Source organism: Natronococcus jeotgali DSM 18795, from assembly GCF_000337695.1.
Taxonomy (GTDB): Archaea; Halobacteriota; Halobacteria; order Halobacteriales; family Natrialbaceae; genus Natronococcus; species Natronococcus jeotgali.
In genome coordinates this window covers 133,837-155,406 of sequence record NZ_AOIA01000034.1, presented here as the reverse complement: position 1 = coordinate 155,406, position 21,570 = coordinate 133,837, and the positions used below count along the sequence as shown (strand labels likewise).

17 protein-coding genes and 2 tRNA genes are annotated in these 21,570 nt (G+C 60.5%); 8 read left to right on the top strand and 11 right to left on the bottom strand.

The window, feature by feature from the left end; translation table 11 throughout:
* Window positions 1–271: 271 nt before the first annotated feature.
* Window positions 272–2,458: an elongation factor EF-2 gene (locus C492_RS06380; RefSeq protein ID WP_008421546.1), complete on the bottom strand. Its 2,187-nt coding sequence runs from the start codon at window positions 2,456–2,458 to the stop codon at window positions 272–274.
* A 203-nt stretch (window positions 2,459–2,661) separates the two neighbouring features.
* On the opposite strand from C492_RS06380, the gene C492_RS06375 reads away from it, so the two are divergent.
* The 3 genes from C492_RS06375 (at window position 2,662) to C492_RS06365 (ending at window position 6,345) form a co-directional block, all read left to right on the top strand.
* A complete protein-coding gene (locus C492_RS06375; protein ID WP_008421544.1) occupies window positions 2,662–3,420 on the top strand; it encodes a DUF5781 family protein in 759 nt (252 codons plus the stop codon).
* 69 nt (window positions 3,421–3,489) lie between these two features.
* Entirely contained in the window at window positions 3,490–4,191 is a 702-nt protein-coding gene (locus tag C492_RS06370) for a DUF7504 family protein (protein WP_008421542.1), read from the top strand.
* Window positions 4,192–4,272: 81 nt separating this feature from the next.
* Window positions 4,273–6,345 (top strand): hypothetical protein, encoded by a 2,073-nt coding sequence (locus C492_RS06365; RefSeq protein ID WP_008421540.1) that lies wholly within the window; start codon window positions 4,273–4,275, stop codon window positions 6,343–6,345.
* Here C492_RS06365 and C492_RS26015 read toward each other — a convergent pair whose 3' ends face one another.
* Entirely contained in the window at window positions 6,346–6,471 is a 126-nt protein-coding gene (locus C492_RS26015; RefSeq protein ID WP_449289494.1) for a DUF7503 family protein, read from the bottom strand.
* A gap of 164 nt (window positions 6,472–6,635) precedes the next feature.
* Here C492_RS26015 and C492_RS23440 point away from each other — a divergent pair, with 164 nt between their 5' ends.
* Window positions 6,636–8,687, top strand: a complete 2,052-nt coding sequence (locus C492_RS23440) for a hypothetical protein (RefSeq protein WP_152424804.1) — start codon at window positions 6,636–6,638, stop codon at window positions 8,685–8,687.
* Between the two features lie 44 nt (window positions 8,688–8,731).
* Here C492_RS23440 and C492_RS06355 read toward each other — a convergent pair whose 3' ends face one another.
* The 8 genes from C492_RS06355 to C492_RS06320 all read right to left on the bottom strand — a co-directional run bounded on the left by C492_RS06355 (window position 8,732) and on the right by C492_RS06320 (window position 18,104).
* Window positions 8,732–9,340, bottom strand: a complete 609-nt coding sequence (locus C492_RS06355) for a 30S ribosomal protein S7 (RefSeq protein WP_008421536.1) — start codon at window positions 9,338–9,340, stop codon at window positions 8,732–8,734.
* Window positions 9,341–9,342: 2 nt separating this feature from the next.
* Complete coding sequence (locus C492_RS06350; protein WP_005554545.1) at window positions 9,343–9,771, bottom strand: 30S ribosomal protein S12; 429 nt, start codon at window positions 9,769–9,771, stop codon at window positions 9,343–9,345.
* A 136-nt stretch (window positions 9,772–9,907) separates the two neighbouring features.
* Entirely contained in the window at window positions 9,908–10,339 is a 432-nt protein-coding gene (locus C492_RS06345) for a NusA-like transcription termination signal-binding factor (RefSeq protein ID WP_008421533.1), read from the bottom strand.
* Between the two features lie 3 nt (window positions 10,340–10,342).
* The gene (gene rpoA2, locus C492_RS06340) at window positions 10,343–11,539 is read right to left on the bottom strand and encodes a DNA-directed RNA polymerase subunit A'' (RefSeq protein WP_008421532.1); all 1,197 of its coding nucleotides are present in this window, start codon (window positions 11,537–11,539) and stop codon (window positions 10,343–10,345) included.
* Entirely contained in the window at window positions 11,532–14,459 is a 2,928-nt protein-coding gene (locus tag C492_RS06335) for a DNA-directed RNA polymerase subunit A' (protein ID WP_008421530.1), read from the bottom strand. Before C492_RS06335 ends, rpoA2 begins: the two co-directional genes overlap by 8 nt.
* Window positions 14,460–14,465: 6 nt before the next feature.
* A complete protein-coding gene (rpoB, locus tag C492_RS06330) occupies window positions 14,466–16,295 on the bottom strand; it encodes a DNA-directed RNA polymerase subunit B (protein ID WP_008421528.1) in 1,830 nt (609 codons plus the stop codon).
* 6 nt (window positions 16,296–16,301) lie between these two features.
* Window positions 16,302–17,876 carry a DNA-directed RNA polymerase subunit B'' gene (locus C492_RS06325; protein ID WP_049892791.1) on the bottom strand — a complete coding sequence of 525 codons (1,575 nt, stop codon included), beginning with the start codon at window positions 17,874–17,876 and terminating at the stop codon, window positions 16,302–16,304.
* Window positions 17,877–18,104, bottom strand: a complete 228-nt coding sequence (locus tag C492_RS06320; protein ID WP_008421524.1) for a DNA-directed RNA polymerase subunit H — start codon at window positions 18,102–18,104, stop codon at window positions 17,877–17,879.
* 305 nt (window positions 18,105–18,409) lie between these two features.
* On the opposite strand from C492_RS06320, the gene C492_RS06315 reads away from it, so the two are divergent.
* The 4 genes from C492_RS06315 to C492_RS22110 all read left to right on the top strand — a co-directional run bounded on the left by C492_RS06315 (window position 18,410) and on the right by C492_RS22110 (window position 20,748).
* A tRNA-Asp gene (locus C492_RS06315) sits at window positions 18,410–18,482 on the top strand.
* Between the two features lie 18 nt (window positions 18,483–18,500).
* A tRNA-Asp gene (locus tag C492_RS06310) sits at window positions 18,501–18,573 on the top strand.
* A gap of 283 nt (window positions 18,574–18,856) precedes the next feature.
* A complete protein-coding gene (locus C492_RS06305) occupies window positions 18,857–19,282 on the top strand; it encodes a group I intron-associated PD-(D/E)XK endonuclease (protein ID WP_008421522.1) in 426 nt (141 codons plus the stop codon).
* Window positions 19,283–19,635: 353 nt separating this feature from the next.
* Complete coding sequence (locus C492_RS22110; protein WP_083898744.1) at window positions 19,636–20,748, top strand: right-handed parallel beta-helix repeat-containing protein; 1,113 nt, start codon at window positions 19,636–19,638, stop codon at window positions 20,746–20,748.
* Window positions 20,749–20,773: 25 nt separating this feature from the next.
* On the opposite strand, the gene C492_RS06295 is transcribed toward C492_RS22110, so the two are convergent.
* Window positions 20,774–21,517: a protein-L-isoaspartate O-methyltransferase family protein gene (locus C492_RS06295; RefSeq protein WP_008421521.1), complete on the bottom strand. Its 744-nt coding sequence runs from the start codon at window positions 21,515–21,517 to the stop codon at window positions 20,774–20,776.
* Window positions 21,518–21,570: the final 53 nt, after the last annotated feature.

The following is a 21,570-nucleotide window of genomic DNA, read 5'->3' as shown; positions in this document are numbered from 1 at the left end:
GAGCAGTAGCCGTCGGCACAGACCCGGTGCCACGTCGGACCGGTTCGACGCTCCCCTCTCGGTTTCCGAGTCGAGTTCTGACCGCTGATTTCGCACCCGAGCTCCCGAGCCGTCGGGCCAGTTACCGTCGGCTCGGCGACTCTCGGGCGAGCGAAGCGGTGGAAGGTCTCGAAACGTTCTCGAGGGTTCCTCAGAACACGGACGGACGCTGGCGTCGCTACGAAAGCGGGCGCGAAAGGAGAAAGCGACTCGAGAGAGTGACGATTGCGGTTTAGATGTACTGGATGATCTCGGGCAGCTCGAGCTTCATGCCCTTGCGTTCGCGGATCTCCATGATCTTCTCGCGCTGGAGCGAGTCGGACATGACCTCGAAGCCGGCGTTCTCGGTGTTCCACGACGCTCGGCCCTCGGTCGCAGAGCGGATGTCGGAAGCGAAGCCGATCATCTCGCCGACGGGGGCGATGCCCTCGACGACCATCAGGTCGCCTTCCTGGTACATGTCGTCGACGCGGCCACGTCGACCCTGGATCTCGCCGGAGGCGGCGCCCATGTGGTCGTTTGGCACGTCGATACGGACGTCCTGCATCGGCTCGAGCATCTTGATGCGGCCGTCGATCAGGGCGTTGTGGAGTGCGTTTCGAGTTGCCGGGATGACCTGTGCCGGGCCGCGGTGGATAGTGTCCTCGTGGAGCCTGGCGTCGTGCAGCCGGATGAGCGTTCCCTGAACCGGCTCGTTTGCGAGGGGACCGTTGTTGAGGGCGTCCTCGAATCCCTCGATCACGAGTTCCATCGTCTCGTTCAGGTGCTGGATACCTTTCGTGTCGTCGATGAGGATGTTCGTCCCGTGGATGTGCTCGACTTCCTGAGAGTCGTCCTTCTCCATGCCGGCGTTCTGCAGGGCTTCGCGGCGCTCCTGTTCGGGCATATCCATCGACGCCTCGCCGAGCTGGATCGCCTCGACGAGTTCGTCCGACATCGGCTCGATGGAGACGTAGAAGCGGTTGTGGCGGTTCGGTGAGATGCCTTCGATCTCGTCGCTGGGTTCCTGGGGCTGCTCGCGGTAGACGACGATCGGTTCACCGGTGTTGACCGGAATACCCTGATTCTTTTCGATACGCTGGGTGATTACTTCGAGATGAAGTTCTCCCTGTCCGGAGATCAGGTGCTCGCCGGTCTCCTCGTTGATCTCGATCTGGATCGTCGGATCCTCTTTGGAGACCTGTCGAAGGGTTTCGATCAGCTTTGGCAGGTCGTCCATACTTTTCGCCTCGACGGACTTCGTAATGACCGGCTCGGAGATGTGCTCGATCGACTCGAAGGGCGTCATCTCGACGCTCGAGACGGTCGAGCCCGCGATGGCGTCCTTGAGGCCGGTGACGGCCGCGATGTTCCCGGCGGGGACGCGCTCGACTTCCTCGCGCTCGCCGCCCATGTAGATCCCGACCGACTGGATGCGGTTCTTGCCGGCGGTCCCGGAGACGTACAGCTCCTGGCCCTTCTCGAGGGATCCCGAGAAGACGCGACCGGAGGCGATCTCGCCCGCGTGGGGGTCCATCCCGATGTCGGTGACCATGAAGACGACCTCGCCGTCCTCGTCGACCAGACGCATCCCCTCGGCGAGTTCGGTGTCGTCGTCGCCGCGCCAGATGCGCGGGATACGACGGGGCTGGGCGTCGACCGGGTTCGGGAAGTGCTCACAGACCATGTCGAGCACGACGTCCGACAGCGGGGTGCGCTCGTGGAGCTCCTGGCGTTTGTCCGAGCGCTCGAGGTCCATGATGTCGCCGAAGTCCATCCCGGTACGTTGCATCGACGGCATCGAGACGCCCCACTTGTACAGCGCGGAGCCGAAGCCAACGGTGCCGTCCTCGACGGAGACCGTCCAGTCCTCGATGTCGTCCATCTCCTCGGTCATGCCGCGGATGAGCTCGTTGACGTCGTTGATGACCGAGACGAGTCGACGCTGCATCTCCTCGGGCCCCTCCTGGAGCTCGGAGATGAGTCGGTCGACCTTGTTGATGAACAGGGTCGGCTTGACGCCCTCGCGCAGCGCCTGTCGCAGGACGGTTTCGGTCTGGGGCATCGCGCCCTCGACCGCGTCGACGACGACCAGCGCACCGTCGACGGCCCGCATCGCTCGGGTGACGTCGCCACCGAAGTCGACGTGGCCCGGCGTGTCGATGAGGTTGATGAGGTGGTTCGTCCCCTCGTACTCGTGGGTCATCGAAACGTTCGCCGCGTCGATGGTGATTCCCCGCTCCTGCTCGTCCTCCTCGGTGTCCATCGCGAGCTGCTCGCCGGCGGTCTCGTCGGAGATCATGCCGGCACCGGCGAGAAGGTTGTCGGAGAGGGTCGTTTTTCCGTGGTCGACGTGAGCGGCGATGGCGATGTTCCGGATGTTCTCCGGTTCGTCCATCAGCCGTTCACACTCTTGGACGATCTTCTTGCGTCGGCCCATATACCCCCCAATACCGGTAGCGGGGTCAAAAGGGTAGTGTTTCGTCGTCGGCAGGATTCGGCGTGTATCCCGTTCTGGAGCGATGAAAGACTATTTTGCGTGAGTGAATAGCACACAGTAATATCTCGTCCGGTCAAGGACGACGGACGGGATTCTCGGCGGGCGTAAGAGCCATACAGTCACGGCCCGTGATACGGTTACACATGGACATCCGCGTGAACGGCTCGGGCCCGACCGCCCCTTTTCTCGGGGCCCGCGATCTGTTCGAAACCGAGTACGACCTCTCGCTACCGGTGGACGTCGAACTGCGCGACGACCCCGACGTTCGCACCTGGGCTGGCCACTACGACGACCGACACGTCCTGAACATCTCTCGACAGGCCGCCTCGAGCGCGATGGCCCGCGAGCTCGCCCTCCACGAGTTCGCACACATGGCCAGATACGAGCAGGAACACCCCTCCCACACGCAGTCGACCGAAGAGGTCCTATTTCTCGCGCTGGCCGGCAGGAGCGTGGAGCGTCGCAAACTATCTCACTGCTACCAGATCGCAAACCACATGAAGGATATCTACGCCGACGACATCACGCTCTCGGTCGGCCCCGGCGAGAAACTCCTCACGTTCCTCGAGTCGAGCCTCGCCGCGGCGGTCGTCGATCGCCCCGAGCACCAACCGAGCGCCGACCGAACGAGGCTCTCCGCGAGCGCCGATCCCGAAATTACGGCCGTCAACGCGGCGTTCGCCCTGGCACTCGCGGAGCGACACGATCTCGTCGAGGCCGACCACCGCCTGTACGATCTCGCCCACGTCGCCACCGTCGACGCCCCGACCGTTCCGTTCGAAGCGTTCAAACGCCGCTTCAGGGAACTCGCCAGGGACCCCGACTCGAGCAGCTACCGACAGGCCCTCGTCGACGCGACCCGAACCTACGTCGGCGAGAGCGGATCCCTGCCCGAAGCGTAGCTTCGCGGTCGGCCTCAGTTACCCGAACGTTTAATGTTTTACACCACACCAGTACGGAACATACTGTCGATGTCCCCCGAAACGGCGAATCGCGGCCCGGACGACGCATTTATCGAGGAGCTGTCTCGCCTGAAACGGCGCGGAGCGAGCGTCCTCGTCGTCGGGTCGGCTCGAGCGAGTCGGAACGCCGAGACCTGCCGACGACTACTCGGACACGCCGCGGACCGCTCGCGCCGGCGGGTGCTTGTTTCGACGACCGGTCGAAGCGCACCGCTCGAGCCCCTCGCCGACGAGAATCCGCCGAACCACCATCGAATTATCACCCACGACGTCGACGTCCGAAGCGCCGGCACTGCGACCGCTCCCCGGACGACGGGGGCGTCGTCCGACGTTCCCTCGACGACCACCGACACGCTCGCCGACCTCGGAGTCGAACTCTCGAGTGCGATCGACTCGTTCGAACGCGCCGCCGACGGACTCGAACCCTCGGAGCTTCGAATCGGCGTCGATTCGCTGCTCCCGTTGCTCGAGAAGTACGGCACCGAACGGACGTTCCGATTCATCCACCTGACGAACGGACGGACACGAACGGCCGACGGAATGATCCACTACCGATTCCCGGTGGGACGAGAACACGACGTGGCCGCGGTGTTGACACCGCTTTTCGACGTCGTCGTCGAGCTTCGGGTGCACAACGGCGTTCGACAGGAGCGGTGGTCGCTCAAGGACGAATCGCTGTGCTCGGGCTGGATTCCGACGACGCAGCTGTAAGAGCCGGGACTCCGACATGTCGACCGAGAACTCGCGACGTTCGCCCATCGGCCCTCGAGACAAAGTGACGGCACCCACCAGATGAAACCGACGTTCGAGCCGACCGACGACGGACTCGAGATCATCGATCGAATCGAGCGACACCGATACCGGCTCACGACCCGCGACCCGGTTTCGATCGAATCCGTCGACTGCGATGAGATTCAGTATCCGGTCGACGCGGCGGTCCGGATCACGACGGACGCACTTACGCTTCCGACGACGCACTACGTCTACGTTCGCGATAAGACTGGATCGATGATCGCCGAAGCGAAGCCAGACGAGCAAATTTTCTTAGCCGATGGAGAGTATACGCTCGATCTCTCGGTTCCGATGAAGGTATACGCTCGCGTGGATAGCTCCGTTCGAGTATACTCTGATGCCGAACGAACGCATATCGAATTGAACGATTCGTCCTCGGTGATACTCGGCGCACGCTCCTATCATACTCGTCCTGCACACACGGTTACGACTACCGCGAAACCGACCGATCTAATGCGAGCCGTGTCGACCTTCGGGTCGGTACTGAAAACGACGACCGCGGAACGATCGTACCCAACTCTACGCGGACACCCTCCTGTTATCGAGTTAGGGGACGAATTACGGGTACCCGATGAACTCTCATCTCCGAAGACTGGTATCAGGATCGGGGTTCCTCGAGAACTCGACAAAATATTCGTTGCTGCTCCGTTAGCGTACTATCTTGGGGCGACCGTTGTACCGGATACTCAACCACGTCTGGTGACTGATCACGGATATACCCGTTCGCTTACCGGATCGGAGGGGTTCGAGACGACCGTCGAACGAACACTCAATCAGCTGTTCTTTCTCGATACTGTCGTGCGAACCGAGGGGATGACTCCACTTCCGCTGGAAAAACGAACAGAGGTAGAGCCCCTGCTCGATCATAGTGTACAAAGCTTGTACGAACAGCCGCTAGCTGAGCGGGTGCAGAACTATCTAAACGTCCCCTACTCGGAATTGAAACCGACGATACCAGAGTGGCAGTTCGAAGCACATCTCGATTCGACGCCAGATATGGCCGAGTTTTTACCGTTCATTGCCAGTGATCTCGCTGCGGTCGAGGTAAGGAAGCGGAGAAAAGAACCACCTACTGTTTCGAAAGAAGCGCAAACGATTGCAGATTTCACTCGGGGCGATCCGATCGAAAATACCGGCCCAGTTCCTACTACTGAGCCGGAATCAGTTCGGAACAACGCATCGAAATCTCCAGTAGTACGACAGTTGTGGAACCGTTCTAAGGGAAAGGACATAGCCAGTACGACGCCACTGTCGGCTTTCCAAAACAGTATTGGCCGAACGCCACACGATGATCCGATCGATATTGATGTCGTGTGTAATGATATCGAAATGAGCGAGGAATCAGAGTTCGTCAACGATACCTACGGAGAACGCGATAAGTTGCCGTTCGATGTAACGGTTCATCGCCGTATCTCTACTACCGAACTCAAGGATATATTGGCGACGAAAAGCGATTTTTTACACTACATCGGTCATATCGACAATAAGGGTTTCAAATGTTCAGATGGTAAATTAAATGGAAAGAAAATCAAAGAGTCAAATGTAAAGGCATTCTTTCTAAACGCCTGTCAATCGCATACGCAGGGTCTATACTTAATCGAAGCCGGAAGTATCGGCGGAATCGTAACTCTTGGTAACGTCATCAACAGTGGAGCGATCGAGGTCGGTAGAGGGGTTGCGAAACTCCTGAACCAGGGATTTCCACTGTACGGTGCACTAGATATTGTTAAGAATGAAACGGTAGTGGGACAACAGTACTATATGGTGGGTGATGGAAGAACCACAATAGCCCAGTCTGACCTCGAGGTCCCCAACCTGTGTAGCATAAAAAAGAGCAACGGTGGGTATTTGATAGATATTACTACGTACGATTCAGTGCAAGCCGAAAAAGGTACGATAAGCATACCTCATCTATCTCCGATTGACGGCTACTATGTTGTCCCCGGAAAAACGGGACAAATATTGGCGGAACGATCTCAACTTGAAGAATTCTTAGATCAGGGCCGGTTTCCGATAGTAGTCGACGAAACCGTGTACTGGAGCGACGGCGTAACGGTCGATTCGCTGTGGTAATTACGGTCCAGTGTAGGTCGAGTGGTTTGCCGCCACGGTACCAGCCTGCGAGATAGCCAGCAGGATCGTGAACAGCACGCCGATCATTCGGGGGTGATTCGTTAGGTATTGGGTTAGGTCCGTCATGCTACGTATAGTGTATCGTGCCCGACCGTAATGAATTTATTTTAATATAACATACATAGAATTTATAGATCCATCTCCTATTTTGAAGTGCTAAAAGGCGAGATTAATATAAATAAGAAGAGTCGCAGAATGTATAATACACAATGGCTCGTTGGGATACGGTAATGGAATCGCCTCGATTTGGTATCTCCTCGACAGGAGATCCAGTCATCAAATCTACAGGGGATGGGATCGCGATCGTCGATCCGATCGAGCGCAAACGATATCTACTCGCAACGAACGAGCTCGTGGAGGTAAACGATATTACCGAGACCGGAATACCGTATCCGGTTGACAGCGAGGCTGAAATAACGACAAAAACCCTCACGCTTCCAACGCAAAACTCGGTATACGTTTACGACAAGACGGGCCTGATGCTTGTCGAGTCGAACCCGGAGGGAATAACCAGTCTTCCTAAGGGTGAATATTATCTTGACATTTCTGGTAGTGTAAAACTGTATGCGGGTATCAATAGTAGCGTAGACATCCATTCCAATGCGGATCGAACGCGGATCGATTTCGGAGCGTCAACCAGCGTAGCCCTCGGTGCACGGTCGTATCATACACAACCAGCTGGGTCCATCAGAACGACTACGGATGTCGATGACGTGATGCGAACCGTATCGGCGTTCAGCTCGGCACTCAAAACAATAAAACCCGAGCGATCCTATCCCACTCTTCGTGGTCACCCGCCGATAATAGAACTCAATCAGGAATTGACTATTCCATCCCAGTTCGACCCTCCGGAGACGGGAATTAGTATTGAAATCCCCCCTGATCTTCGTTCGATATTCGTCGTAACACCGCTTGCATATTATCTGGGAGCGAAAGTTGAATCAGGTTCTGTACCTCGTCTCGTAATCGAATCCAAGTGTTCATTTTCCTTATCCGACGGGGAAGGTTTCGAATCCACTGTCGAACGGCTATTGAAACAAACCGTATTCCTCGACTGTATGGTCAGAGCTGCAGGTCCTTCGTCAAACTCCCTCCAGGAGCGTCACGAACTCGAATCAACACTGCAATTCGACATAAAGACAGTATACAACCAGTCACCGGTAGAACGACTTCGATCGTATCTCGAGGTTCCGTTCGACGCAATCGAACCGTATCTCCCCGATTGGAAAGAGACGAGACTGTCGCCGGCCGAGGAAAAGATTCCGTATCTTCCGTTTCTCGCGAACGATCTAGCTGTGGTTAAAACCGAAGCGATACGATCGGGAGGTTTCGGACGCAGTTCGAATACAAAAGCAGGCTCAAATTCGGAAAGACAGTCATCTCTGAACGAAAGTATCGAACAGCGCTGGAACGATGGTAGTTTGTCGAGCATCGCAGCTAGAACTCCGCTCACAGCGTTTTACAACGATATCAATAGAACGGTTCGGACGGGTCCAATCGATATCGAAGTGATTTGTAACGATCCGAGAATGAGCGAAGAGTTCGTAGCTCTCTACGGAACGTACGGTAACCGCGAGGACGTCCCATTTGAAGTCACAACACGGTATGATCTTACGGTATCCGAGTTAGCAACCGTCTTCGAACGGACTAGTGATTTCGTACACTATATTGGGCATACGGAAGAAGAAGGATTTAGATGCGCTGACGGATATCTGGATGCCTGGTCGCTCGAAACCGTCGGTACGGACGCGTTTTTACTTAATTCATGTCGCTCATACGATCAAGGGCTCGCCCTGCTTCAGGGGGGAAGCATCGGTGGAATAGCGACGTTTGAAGATGTCGATAATGTTGACGCCGCACAAACGGGAAGTACGATCGCACAGCTACTGAATCAGGGATTTCCCCTCTATGCAGCAACAAATATTATACGAGAAAAAAGCGCGGCTGGAGAAAGCTACCGATTACTCGGCAAGGGCAGTACGGCGATCTCTCAGTGTAGAGCAGGTTTGCCGGTGCGTTTCTCGATTACTCAAGAAGGGGATCAACATAAACTTCGACTGAAGGTGTACACAAAAGATGAAGTACAGGTCGGGAGTACGTATCAGCCCCATCTCAATTCGACGGATGCATATCATCTGATACCGAAAGAAATTGGGCCAATTCCGGTGGAGAAATCGGACTTTCCAAAAATTACAGATATGAGCGAAGCTGCTATCCTCCTCGATGACGAGGTTAGGAAGGGAGACAATGTTACGTTCAAAGAGATAGGAATATTGCCATAGCTGTAGAGATTACTCGCTGATCTGTGAAATAAAAGCAAACCGAATTAGCGAGCGGCAGCCGCGACGCGTTCTTTTTCCTCTTTCTGGCTGATCGCGTACGTCTGTACGTCGTAGTTTGCTGCGCCGACGAGCTGGTTTGCGATCGCTTCCGCGAGCGGCGTCGGGGTCTTGAACGAATCGTTGTAGACGCCCTCGGCGAGGACCATCAGAGCCTGATCGACGCGGCGCTGGGGCGCGACGTCGACCGCCTTCGGGACCGAGATCCCGCCGTACTTCAGCCGGACCGTCTCCTCGCGCGGCGCGGAGTTCTCGACGGCCGTTACGAGTACCTGTACCGGGTTCTCCTCGGTTCGCTCGTGGACGAGCTCGAAGGCCTCGCGAACGTGGTTGAGCGTCTTCTGTTTCTTCCCCGTGTTGTCCTCGGTCTGCATCAAGCGGTTGATGAACCGCTCGACGATCGAGATCTGGGACTTCTTGAACTGCTTGCTCGCGTGTCGACCCGCGGTGTGTGCGACCGGTGTCACCGTGATGTAACGTTCGGTCGAGGGGTCGCCGTACTCGATCTCGTCGGTTTCCCACGTACCGAACAGCTTCGCGGAAACGTCGGCGTTTCCGGCGGGCGCGTCGGGGTCGGGTTGATCTTCTGCAGCCATCGTTATCGCACCGGTTTCTCCGCGTTCCCGCGAACCAGTTCGATGAGCGAGACGCCGTTGACCTTCTCGACCTTGTAGTTAACACCCGAGAGGTCGCCCATCGCACGACCCTTCGCCCCGCCGATACCGGCGATGGTGACTTCGTCGTGTTCGTCGATGAAGCTGATCGCACCGTCGCCGGGACAGAAGGCGGTAACTTGTTTGCCGTTCTTGATCAGCTGTACGCGAACGCACTTTCGGATCGCTGAGTTGGGCTGCTTCGCTTCGATACCGACCTTCTCGAGTACGATACCACGTGCCTGCGGAGCCCCTTCGAGGGGGTCGGACTTCTCGCGAAGTCCGCGGGCGCGGCGCGCGTAGTCAGAGTCGGACCACCGCTGGTTCTGGCGGTCCTTCTTGAGCTTGCGCGCGGCGTACTTGCCGTTTGCCATGCTCGTCGCTATCGGTCGGAGACACTTAAGCGTCCCTGTTTGGAGATACGATTACGCCCCGAGAACGCTCGATTGGGGGTAACGAAGGAATCTGAGGGCGTTTCATCGCTCGAGCGACGCTCTCGCGAGGCGGGAGTCAGATCAGCTGGACGTCGTCGATGTCGAAGTGCCTGGCGGCGAGCCGTCGGGCGGTGTCGATCGTTCGTCCGTCGGAGCCGATCGCGACGCCGCGGTCCTCGTTGGCGACTTCGACGTAGGCGACCGTGTCGTCGTTCTCGCTGATCGTAACGTTGTAGACCGCAGCCGGAGCGAGCGCGTTTGCAACGAACGTCTCGGGATCGTCGGCGTCTTCGACGAGGCGAACCGGGGCCTCGATGCGATCTTCGAACCGTCGGACGGTCCGACCCCCGGGACCGATCGCGTCACCCATCCGACCGGTCGCGACGACGAGGACCAGCCGTTCGTTCCCGTCGTGCTCGTCGACGAGGCAGTCCTGTCCGGCGACGTCCGTGACCTCCTCGAACAGCGCGAGATACTGGCGCGCGTCGTCGTCGAGGGTTACCGCCATCGATCAGTCTGCTCGGCCGGAGCCGGAGGTGGTCGACCCCATCCGAAGGTCGACGTCGCCGGTACCGAGCTTGATCGGTTTTCCGACGATGACGTTCTCCGTGACGCCGTCGAGTTCGTCGACCTCGCCGTGGATCGCGGCGTTGAGCAGGTGGTTGACCGTCACCTCGAACGCTGCGCGAGCCAGTACCGAGTCCTTCGACCCCGAGATCCCGTGGCGGCCGATCGACTCGATCTCGCCGCGGTTGGTCATCATGTCGGCGACCAACATTAGGTGGCGAACGTTCACGTCGTCGAGCCCCTGTTCGGCGAGCGTGTTGTTCGTCTCCTCGATGATCGCCTCGCGGGCGGCCTCGATGCCGAGGTTGCGGTGGATCTCGTGGATGTTGTTACACGTCGATCGGGAGGCGTCGACGCCCTCGATCTCGAGGGCGTCGCCGAAGGCCGACCCCTCGGTGTAGAGGATGAACTCCTCGGAGCCGTCGTCGAGCTCCTCGCGGCGGATGACGACCCTGGAGATGTCCTCGATCCCCTTGAACGTGATCTCGCGCAGTTCCTCGACCAGCTGGAGTAGGTCCCGATACGAGGGCTCCTCGGGACCGAACTCGATCTGGGTTCCCTGTTGGATCGCTTTCACGCCGAGGTTGTCCTGGATGATCTCGGCGACTTCTTCGGGCGTGATCATCCGCTCCTGGAGGGTGTCCTCGTTGAGCGAGATCTGGACGCGCATGTCGGCGACGTTCGTCGAGACGTCGCCCAGCGCGAGGATCTTCGTCGCCTCGATCTTCCAGACGACCTCGTGGGCCTTCTCGCGCTCGGTGGCGTACTCGTCCTCGAGATAGATCGTCATCATCGGCGTGTCCGGGGTCTTGCGGGCGTCGACCAGCTCGATCAGCCGCGGCAGCCCCTGGGTCACGTCGATCTCGGCGACCCCCGCGTAGTGGAACGTGTTCATCGTCAGCTGCGTTCCGGGTTCGCCGATCGACTGCGCCGAGACGGTCCCGACGGGATCGAGCGGGTCGACCCGTGTATCGAGGTAGCGAGCCTCGACGGCCTTCGCGAGCTCGTCGGCGTCGTCGACAGTGGCATCACCGCGCTCCTCGAGGGTCGCGTAGACCTGGTCTTTGAGCCGACGGGGGAGATCGGTGTCCTCGACGACCGCGACGGTGTCGTCGTCGACGTCGTAGGCGACCTCAGTCATCTGAGGTCACCTCCGTTCCCTCGACGAGGCGATCGTCGGCGTACTCCGAGAGGTTCGTCGGCTCCGCTTTGGTACCGAGGAACTCCGCTCGCTCCTCCTCGGATGCGAACTCGGAATCGAGCACCTGGTCGGCGATCTGCTCGACGTCGATCTCGTTGTCGTCGCCCGAGGAGACCTTGACCGGGGAGGTGCCGTCCTCGCCGAACTCGAACTGGACGATCGTATCGGACGTATCGCGGACGGTGCCGTCGTACTGGGTCTCGAGTTCCGACAGCGCGTTGATCAGCCGACGCTGCAGGTATCCGGACTTCGACGTCCGGACCGCGGTGTCGACCAGCCCCTCGCGGCCACCCATCGCGTGGAAGAAGAACTCCCGCGGGGTCAGGCCGCTAGTGTAGGAGTTCTCGACGAACCCGTGGGCCTCCGCAGAGAGGTCGTTGGGTTTGTAGTGGCTGAGGGTGCGGTCCTCGTAGCCGCGATTGATGCGCTCGCCGCGAACCGCCTGCTGGCCGACCGCGCCGGCCATCTGGGTCAGGTTGAGCATCGAACCGCGAGCGCCGGATTCGGCCATGACGACTGCCGGATTGTCGTCGTCGAAGTGTTCGTCGGCGATGTTTCCGGCGTTGTCACGCGCACGCGAGAGCGTCTGCATGATCTTCATCTCGAGGGTCTCGTCGACCGTTCGACCCGGCAGGCTCTCGAGTTCGCCGCGCTCGTAGGCCTCGATGAGCTCCTCGACGCGGTCGTCGGCGTCTTCGATCGTCTCGTCGATCCGGGCCTGGGCTTCCTCCGGGATCGTCTCGTCGTCGATCCCGATCGAGAACCCGAAGTGCATGATCGCCCGCATCGCGAGCGTCGAGACCTCGTTGACGAAGATCCGTGCGCGGGTATTGCCGTAGACTTTCGTGATCGTGTCGACGATCTCGCCGCCGAACTCGCCGACCTCGTCCTCGGCGACCGTCCCCTCGAGTAGCTGTCCGTTCTCGATCACGACGTCGTCGCCGACGGTGCCGGTGAACTCGAGGTTCAAATCGTCGGGAAGCAGCTCCGAGAAGACGTCGTAGCCGGTCCAGAACGGCTCGCCCTCGTCGTCGACACCGCTGGGTTCCGGTAGCTCGTCGATTCGGGTCGCCCGAAGCAGGTCGAGCGCCTGGGTCTCGTTGAATCGGGGATTGTCGTGGGTCAGCAGGTACATCCCCGAGATGTGGTCCTGAATGGCCCCGATGATGTTCTCGCCGAACCGGGGTGAGAGGATCTGTTCCTGGACGCGCATGAGGACGCGAGCCTCGGCGCGGGCCTCCTCGTTTTGCAGCGCGTGCATGTTCATCTCGTCGCCGTCGAAGTCGGCGTTGTACGGCGGACAGACGACGGTGTTCAGCCGGAACGTCTTGTACGGCATGACCACGACCTCGTGGGCCATGATCGACATCCGGTGCAGCGACGGCTGGCGGTTGAAGATGACGATGTCGCCGTCGACGAGGTGGCGGTTGACCTCCCAGCCGGCGTCGACCTTCTCGGCGAGCTGTTCGCAGTTCTTCTCGGTCACCTTCAGCCGACGACCGTCGGGGCGGCGCACGTAGTTCGCGCCGGGGTGGGCCTCGGGGCCGTTCGAAACGTACCGACGGGCCTCGTCGACGTTGCGCTCGGTGACGTTCATCGTCTGGGTCATCTCGCTGGCGACGCGGTCGGGAACGCCGACCTCGTTCAGACTGAGCGTCGGGTCCGGCGAGATGACGGTTCGAGCCGAGAAGTTGACGCGCTTCCCGGACAGCGAGCCACGGAACCGCCCTTCCTTGCCCTTGAGTCGCTGGGAGAGGGTCTTGAGCGGACGGCCGGAGCGGTGACGGGCCGGCGGCGTCCCCGAAATCTCGTTGTCCATGAACGTGGTGACGTGGTACTGGAGCAGCTCCCAGAGGTCCTCGATGATCAGCTGTGGCGCGCCGGCCTCGCGGTTTTCCATGAACCGCTGGTTGATGCGAATGATGTCGACCAGCTTGTGCGTGAGGTCGTCCTCGCTGCGCTGTCCGTTGTCGAGCGTGATCGACGGCCGAGCGGTTACTGGCGGAACCGGGAGGACGGTCAGGATCATCCACTCGGGACGCGACCGTTCGGGATTGATACCGAGCACTTCCATGTCCTCGTCCGGGATGGCCTCGAACCAGTCCCGGATATCGCTCGGCATCAGCTTGTTCGTGTCCTCCTCGGTGAGGTCGATGTCCAGGGCCTTCTCGATGGCCTTGCGCTGGCCCTCGCGCGGTCGGAACGAACCCGAGAGGATTTCGTTGACCCGCCCGATGTCGATCTCGGTCTTCTCGGCGAGTTCGTCGGGCGTCGTTCGCTCGATGCCGGCTTCCTCGTCGCCCTGCATCGCACCGGCGATGCGCTGGGAGTACTCGCTTGCCAGCACCTGCTGGACCTCGTAGTAGGTCGTGGGCTTCTCGTGGTCGATGTCGTACTGGATCTCGCCGCAGTGGGGACAGCGATCCTTCTTGCGGGCCTGTCGAATCGCCGCCTTCGTGACGTCGTTCAGGTCGCGACCGAGCTTCCGGGAGTCGTCGATCTGGTCGTAGAATTCCCCGCGCTCGTCCTCGGTCAACAGGAGTCGCGAACACTCCCGGCAGGTCCCCCGAAGGAGCCGCCGGATGAGCTTCGTGAACCCGACGTGGATAACGGGCGCGGCCAGCTCGATGTGACCGAAGTGACCGTTACACGATCCCGAGTGCTTCCCGCAGGTCTTACACTCGAGGCCGGGGTCGATAACCCCGAGACGGGGATCCATCAGCCCCATGTCGATGGGGAAGCCGTCGTCGTCGTAGGTGTCGGCCGTGATGATCTTCGTCGCGCTCATCTCCCGGTACTCCTCGGGCTCCATGAGCCCGAAGTTGATCGATCCGATGTCCTTTGGTGTGCTGTTTTGCATGGTGGGTTAGACGGCGTCCTCCAGTTCCAGTCGCGGTGCGATGCCGAGCGCTTTCATCTCGTCCAGGAGGAGCTTGAACGCGTAGCTCATCTCGATCTCGTGGATGTCAGTCTCCTCGTCGCAGTTCGGACAGTACACCCGGCGCTGTTCGACGTTCTCGACCGCGCTCATCCCACACTGGCCGCAGACGTGGATGAACTCTCGGTCGGACTCGTCGAGCAGCCGCTCTTTCAGCGTCATCGCGGCGCCGTGACCGATGAAGACGTCCCGCTCCATCTCCCCGATACGGAGTCCGCCCTCGCGGGCCCGTCCTTCGGTCGGCTGGCGGGTCAACACCTGTACCGGCCCCCGGGAGCGGGCGTGGAGCTTGTTCGAGACCATGTGGTAGAGCTTCTGGTAGAAGATGATCCCTACGAAGATCTCGGCCTCGATCTTCTCTCCCGAAACCCCGGAGTACATCGTCTCCTTGCCGGCGGAGTTGAACCCGTTCCGTTCGAGTCCCTCGCGGAGTTCGTCCTCGTCCTCGCCCAAAAACGGCGTCCCGTCGACGCGGCGGCCCTCCATCGCGCCGAGTTTCCCGCCGATCATCTCGAGGATGTGACCGACGGTCATCCGCGACGGCAGTGCGTGGGGGTTGAGAACGAGGTCGGGGACGACGCCCTCCTCGGTAAACGGCATGTCCTCCTGGGGCGCGAGGTGGCCGACGACACCCTTCTGGCCGTGCCGAGAGGCGAACTTGTCGCCGAGTTCGGGGATCCGTTCGTCGCGAACGGAGACCTTCGAGAGCTTCGAGCCGTCCTCGCCTTCCATCAGGGTGACGGTGTCGACGACGCCCGACTCGCCCGAACGCATGGTGACGGAGGTCTCGCGGCGCTTCTGGGGCGAGAGTCCGCCCATGTCGTCGGGCTCCTCGAGGAATCGCGGCGGCGAGGTCTTCCCGAGCAGCACCGAGTTCTCGTCGACTCGCGTCTCGGGGTTGACCAGCCCGTCCTCGTCTAAGTGAGTGTACGCCTCCTCTCCGCGAGCGCCGCGGACGTCCTGGCTCGGAATCTCGAAGCGGTCCTCCTGACCGCCCGGATAGCGTCGCTCCTCACCCTCGTAGGTCCGGAAGAAATGAGAGCGGGCGAGCGCTCGTTCGACGCTGGCCTTGTTCATGACCAGCGCGTCCTCGATGTTAAAGCCCTCGTAGCTCATCACGGCGACGACGAAGTTCTGGGCCGCGGGTCGCTCGTCGAAGCCGATCTGCTCGGTGGTCTGGGTCTTGACCATCGAGAGCTGCGGGTAGTGCAGCAGGTGCTGGCGCGTATCGGGCCGGATGCGGTAGTTCGCGCTCGGGAGTCCGAGCGACTGCTTGACCATCCCCGCACCCATCGTGATCCGGGGCGAGGCGTTGTGTTCTGGGTAAGGGATCATCCCCGCGCCGATCCCGAAGATCAGCTGCGGGTCGATCTCGAGGTGCGTGTGGTCCTCGTTCAGGTCGTCCTCGTCGACGGCGACGTAGATGTCCTCTTCCTCCTCGGCGTCGATGAACTCGATGTAGCCGTGGTCGACCAGGTCCTCGAACTCAAGGTCGCCGTCCTGAAGGGCGGACATCTCCTGCTCGGAGATGCGGGGCTCGCCGTCCTCGACGACCAGCAGGGGACGGCGCGCGCGGCCGGCGTCGGCGTTGACTATCACTTCCCGGGTGCGCTCTTTCACCGAGACGTTGACCATCTCGCTGACGTCGCCGATGCGTCGCGCTTCGCGGATCTGTTCGGCCAGTTCGTGCGGATCGGGATGGGTCCCCACCAGCGACCCGTTCACGTAGACTTTCGCTTCTCGTTGTTGGCTGCTCATGGTTGATCAGTCGTCTGCGGTCGATCGCTCGATACCCTCGAGGCCGGGGATCCCCTCGACGCCCATCGAGGCGAGTTCGCGTTTGAGTTCCTGTTCGTCCTCGATGTTCTGGGAGAGTTCCATCGCCTGCGCGAAGTTTTTCACCAGTCCGCAGTTCGGACCTTCGGGCGTCTCGGAGGGACAGATGCGACCCCACTGGGTCGCGTGCAGGTCCCGCGCCTCGAAGTGCGGTTGCGAGCGAGAGAGCGGACTGCGCAGTCGGCGCAGGTGGCTGAGGACGCCCATGAAGTCGGTTCGGTCGACGAGCTGAGAGACGCCGGAGCGACCGCCGACCCAGTTCCCCGTCGCGATCGGGTGCTCGAGCCGTTCGGTCAGCACGTCCGAGCGGACGACGGTGTTGACCGAGAGCTGGCGGTTGCGCATGTTCGCTCGCTCGAGCTGGTATTTGACGTCCCGGGCCAGCTTGTTCAGCGCGGTCCGGAACAGGTCCCGCATCAGGTCGCCGCTGACCTTCAGTCGCTTGTTCGCGTAGTGGTCCTTGTCGTCGGCCTCGCGGCGACCGAGCGCGAGTTCGAAGCAGGCCTCGGCCATCCGACAGAGGTAGTGGGCCTTGTTGATCCGGACGTCCTCCTCGTCGACCCCTTCCTCGTGGAGGTGCGGCAGGAGGTACCGGTCGATGACGTAGTTCGCGCGCTTGAGCTGGTAGTTCTTCCCCTGACCCGACGCGACGCGTTTACCGAGCGCTTCGATCGCTTCCTCCTCGGTCTGAACCTCCGCCTCCTCGAGGTTCTCGAGCATGTACTTGACGACCTCGGGGTCGTTCGAGACCTTGTGGACGATCTCCTCGTCGCTCTCGAGTCCGAGCGCCCGAACGAGGGTCACGAAGTTGATCGAACCCGACACGGAGGGGAACGAGACCTCGAGCAGCCCCTCGCGATTCCGTTCGCACAGCACCAGCGCGCGGTAGCCACGGCGCTGCGAGAAGGTCTTCGCGACCTGAATCTCGTCGCCGTACTTGGTGTCGTACTCCGCGAGGATCTTGTTCGGGGCGAGGTCCTCGCTGGTCATCAGCACCCGCTCGGAGCCGTTGACGATGAAGTAGCCGCCGGGATCGGCGGGGTCCTCGCCGATTTCGATCAGCTCCTCGTCGCTGAAGCCGGCGATGTTACACTTGTCGGAGCCGACCATGATCGGCATCCGGCCGATCTTCGTCTCCGTGGAGTCGACGACCCGCTGGTCGCCCTCCTCGCCCTTGACGATCGACATCTCCATGAAGACGGGCGCGGAGTAGGTGATGTTCCGGAGCCGGGCTTCCTGTGGGTACAGCAGTTCCTCGGAACCGTCGGCCTCCCGAACGCGGGGCGTCACAACGCGGACGTCGCCAAGCTTGACGTGGACCGGTTCCTCGCCTTCCTTGTCGCCGATGTCCGTATCGATCGTCTCCTTCTCGTCGACGACCTCCTGCATGCCCCGGTTGAGGAAGGCGTTGAACGAGCGGTAGTGGTGTTCTGCGAGCCGTTCCTTCGAGAAGTATTCGCGCGAGATGTCCCGTCGTTTCGATCGGTCAAGTTCCATTGCCATTTATTCCACCACAAGTCGGTATACGACGGCCTGGTCGGTTGTGCGTGAGTTCCGAACGATCTTGACGACGTCGCCGACCGCCGCCTCGTCCGGGAGAGCGGAGTCGTTGCGCTTGATTTTCGGCAGGTCTGTACGGTCGATGTCGTATTCCGAAAGGACCTCCTCGAGGACGTCCTCCTCGAGAACGGTGTGCTCCGGAACGAGTTCGTGTTGGCTTACGTCTACCATGTGTTGGTGCGGGCTATCGGGAGAGAAGCGGCTGTCACGAGATACTACAGGCACGTAGCGGCGGGATGCATTTAACGGTTACTAACTCGACTCAAAAGCGGGGCTATCCGGCCCGGCGAACTTGACCGGAACTATCTGTCACGTTCGTACGTAGCCCGTTCTCGGTTATATTCCTTGTGGGGAGCGAAAGTAGACGCCCTCGAGGCGGACGTGTCCCGGTTCGTCCTACCACACGTTCCACGATTGGAAAGCCTTAATACTCTCACCGGGAAACGGAGAAATGCGTCGCAAGACGCCGCAAGCAAGCCCGGATGGTGTAGTGGCCCATCATACGACCCTGTCACGGTCGTGACGCGGGTTCAAATCCCGCTCCGGGCGCTTTCTTGCGACTTGTCTGCCCGGATGGTGTAGTGGCCCATCATACGACCCTGTCACGGTCGTGACGCGGGTTCAAATCCCGCTCCGGGCGCTTCTTCCGCAAACAACGCTGCGAGCGCCGCCTAGCGGTGTGCTTGTCGCCCGTAACTGGAAAAGCCCGACAGAGCGATTAAACCAGGAAGCAACTCCGCTGCGACCGTGTTCACATCCCGCTCCGACGTCTGTCCGCGAGCAGGCAATGCGGTAGCTCTTGTCTCGGACTCTGACTTCGGGAGAGGACCGCGAAAACCCAAGCTCTAGCTGTGTGAAAAGTCGAGGAGGACCCCTCGTCAAACTCGAGTTTTTGTACGACGACGGGTACAGGACAGGTAACGATGAACACAAAGCAGATCGGTGACGAAACGGAAGCCAAGATTATGGCTGCGCTAATCGCCGAGGGCTACACTGTCTCGGTGCCGTTCGGCGACAACGAGAGCTACGATCTCGTTCTCGATACGGGAACAGCCCTCGAGCGAGTACAGTGCAAGACCGGCTGGATCGAGGACGACGTGGTTCGGTTCAAAACTGCGAGTAAAACGACATCAGAGGGCGACGTCGTACTGAGTGATTACGGCGGCGAAATCGACGCGTTCTCCGTTAGATGCCGTGAAACGGAGCAGCTCTATTGGGTCCCTACTGAGGACGCCGGGGCGAAGAGTACGTATCTTCGGTTGAACGAGCCTGAAATCGCCCATCCGAGCGTCAACCGAGCGGTAGAGTACCGTCTCGAGAATCAATTTCCGGGATCGATCGACCGATAGTTGCTATCGCGATCCAGCGTGTTCCGTCTATTCTACGGGAGTCGGCTCTTGTCCTCCGCAAGGGGCGAGTCAAGCGGTACACCGTCGGACTGCTCGCTCGAGCGCGCCCTTCCAGCCACCGACCGACTACCGTACCGCAAGCTGTTCAGCGAGAAACACCTCGTTCCGATATCCCGTCTCGAGATCGCCTCGAGTCGGCGTGCAGCCGGTCAACGTACCGATGGCGGCTACCCGGCGCCGATACTCCTGGTTAGATACCAGTCCAATCGAGAGTCGTATGCACAAACAATCACCACGGTCCGAAATTATTGCAGGGACGTGAGTTAAAACGCCGTGAGTGAAAGGGAAGCGGTATGGTTCACGAGACCAACTCGAGCCGCGACCGGAGCCGTCGAGCCTTCATCGGTGCTGTCGGCGCTGCGGGTCTGGGACTTGCCGCCAGCACGTCGATCGCCGCCTCGAGCGACGGCGACCCGACCCCGATCGACTCGCCAACGGTGATCGAAGAGCCGGGCGAATACGAACTCGTCGCCGATCTCGCGCCCGATAGACTCGAGCAGCCGGGTTGTATCCTAGTAGATCTTAGAGACGAGCAGGGGAGGTCATCCGTTCACGGTGATTTTACCCTCTACGGGAACGGCCACACGGTCGATCTGAGCGGTACCGAATTAGATTTTGAAGATCCTTGGCGACGCGCCACTGGAATTGCTTTCGATCCGAGGGAAAGATGGGGTGGGGCATTGGAATCGTCTTGGGATGCAACAGTCGAAGATATAGAGATTCGCGGCGCCAATACGGGCATCAGCTCGTGGCGAGCGAGTTTCGGAACGTACACCGACGTCACGGTCGCGGAAAACGATACTGGCTTTTACTTTTACATAGATGGCAGTGACTTGATAGATTGTGTCATAGAAGAGAATCAGACAGGGGTGAATCTGTACGGAGACACTGAAGTATGGGGTGGATCGCAGAGTACCTTCGAAAACTGTACGATACGGTCGAACGACAGAGCTGGAATCGTGACTGGTCCCGAGTCCAATGCACGAATTCGGTCCAGCCGAATTATAGGCAATGGAGACGGTGTCGTCTCGTTCACCGAGGGACCTGGTACAGTTATCGAAGAGAGTCACATCTGTTACAACGACGGGTACGGCGTCTACGGTCTAGCCTGGCCGGGTTCCGAAGAGTATCCGGAGGACGATCGTCCGATACAGGCTTCGGTTCAAGCTACCAATAACTACTGGGGATCGGATAACGGCCCGTTGAGCCTCGAGCGACGCCGAAATGAGCAAGACTCCGGGTACGAGTACGTGCAACCGGACGAACCGTTTACTGACCGAGAAACCGGACGGTCGGCCGACGGCGACGGCGACGCGATCTCCGAGTCACTCGAGTCCGGCGTCTCCAACGTCCGCTTCGATCCGTTCTCCGAAGCTCCGTTCGACGACGTCGGCGCCCAGCGCTGAGAATCGACGCGGCGGGAGGTTCGGATCAGCGCAGTCGGTCGTCCCACGCGATCCACTCCTGTTCCCAGCCCGTCCGCGACTCCGCCCGTTGCCGAGCGTACTCGAGGTCCTCGCGGTTCGTCCGATTCCGTTCGACGGCACCCGATTGCTCGCCCTCGAGCAAGAGCGGGTCGAACGAGACCGCCTCGAACTCGTCGCTCGAGCCGTCGCCGTCGATGGCCGCGAGACGCTGGGGCTGGGTACCCCGAGGGAGGACGAGCCGGCCGCCGTCGGCGAGCTGGTCGAGCAGCCGTCGAGGCGGGTCGACCGCGGCCGCCTCGAGCAAGATCCGATCGAAGGGAGCGTACTCCGGGAGTCCGCCCGCCCCGTCGCGCCGGTCGACGAGCACGCCTTCGTAGCCCGCTCGCTCGAGGTTGGTTCGCGCCTCGGCGACGAGCGGCCGCGAGATGTCGACGGCGTGGACGCGCTGCTCGCCGACGATCTCGGCGGCGACGGCCGCCGTGTAGCCGACGCCGGCGCCGACGATCAACACGTCGTCGCCGTCCTCGAGGGCGAGCACCTCGAACAGGCGGGCGACCGTACTCGGCGCGAGGACGCGGGTCTCGAGGATCTCGTGTGCCCGGTCGGCGTAGGCGGCTCGGTCGTCCTCGAGGAACTCGTGGCGGGGAACGTCCCGCATGGCGATGGCGACGGCCTCGTCCGTGAGAACTCCCTTGGCGGGGGACTCGAGGCCGTCGACCATGTCCTCGCGGAGTACCGCAGGGTCCATACCCGAGGTAGCGGACGAAGCATTATCAACTGCGCGCCCGCCCGCGCAACCCG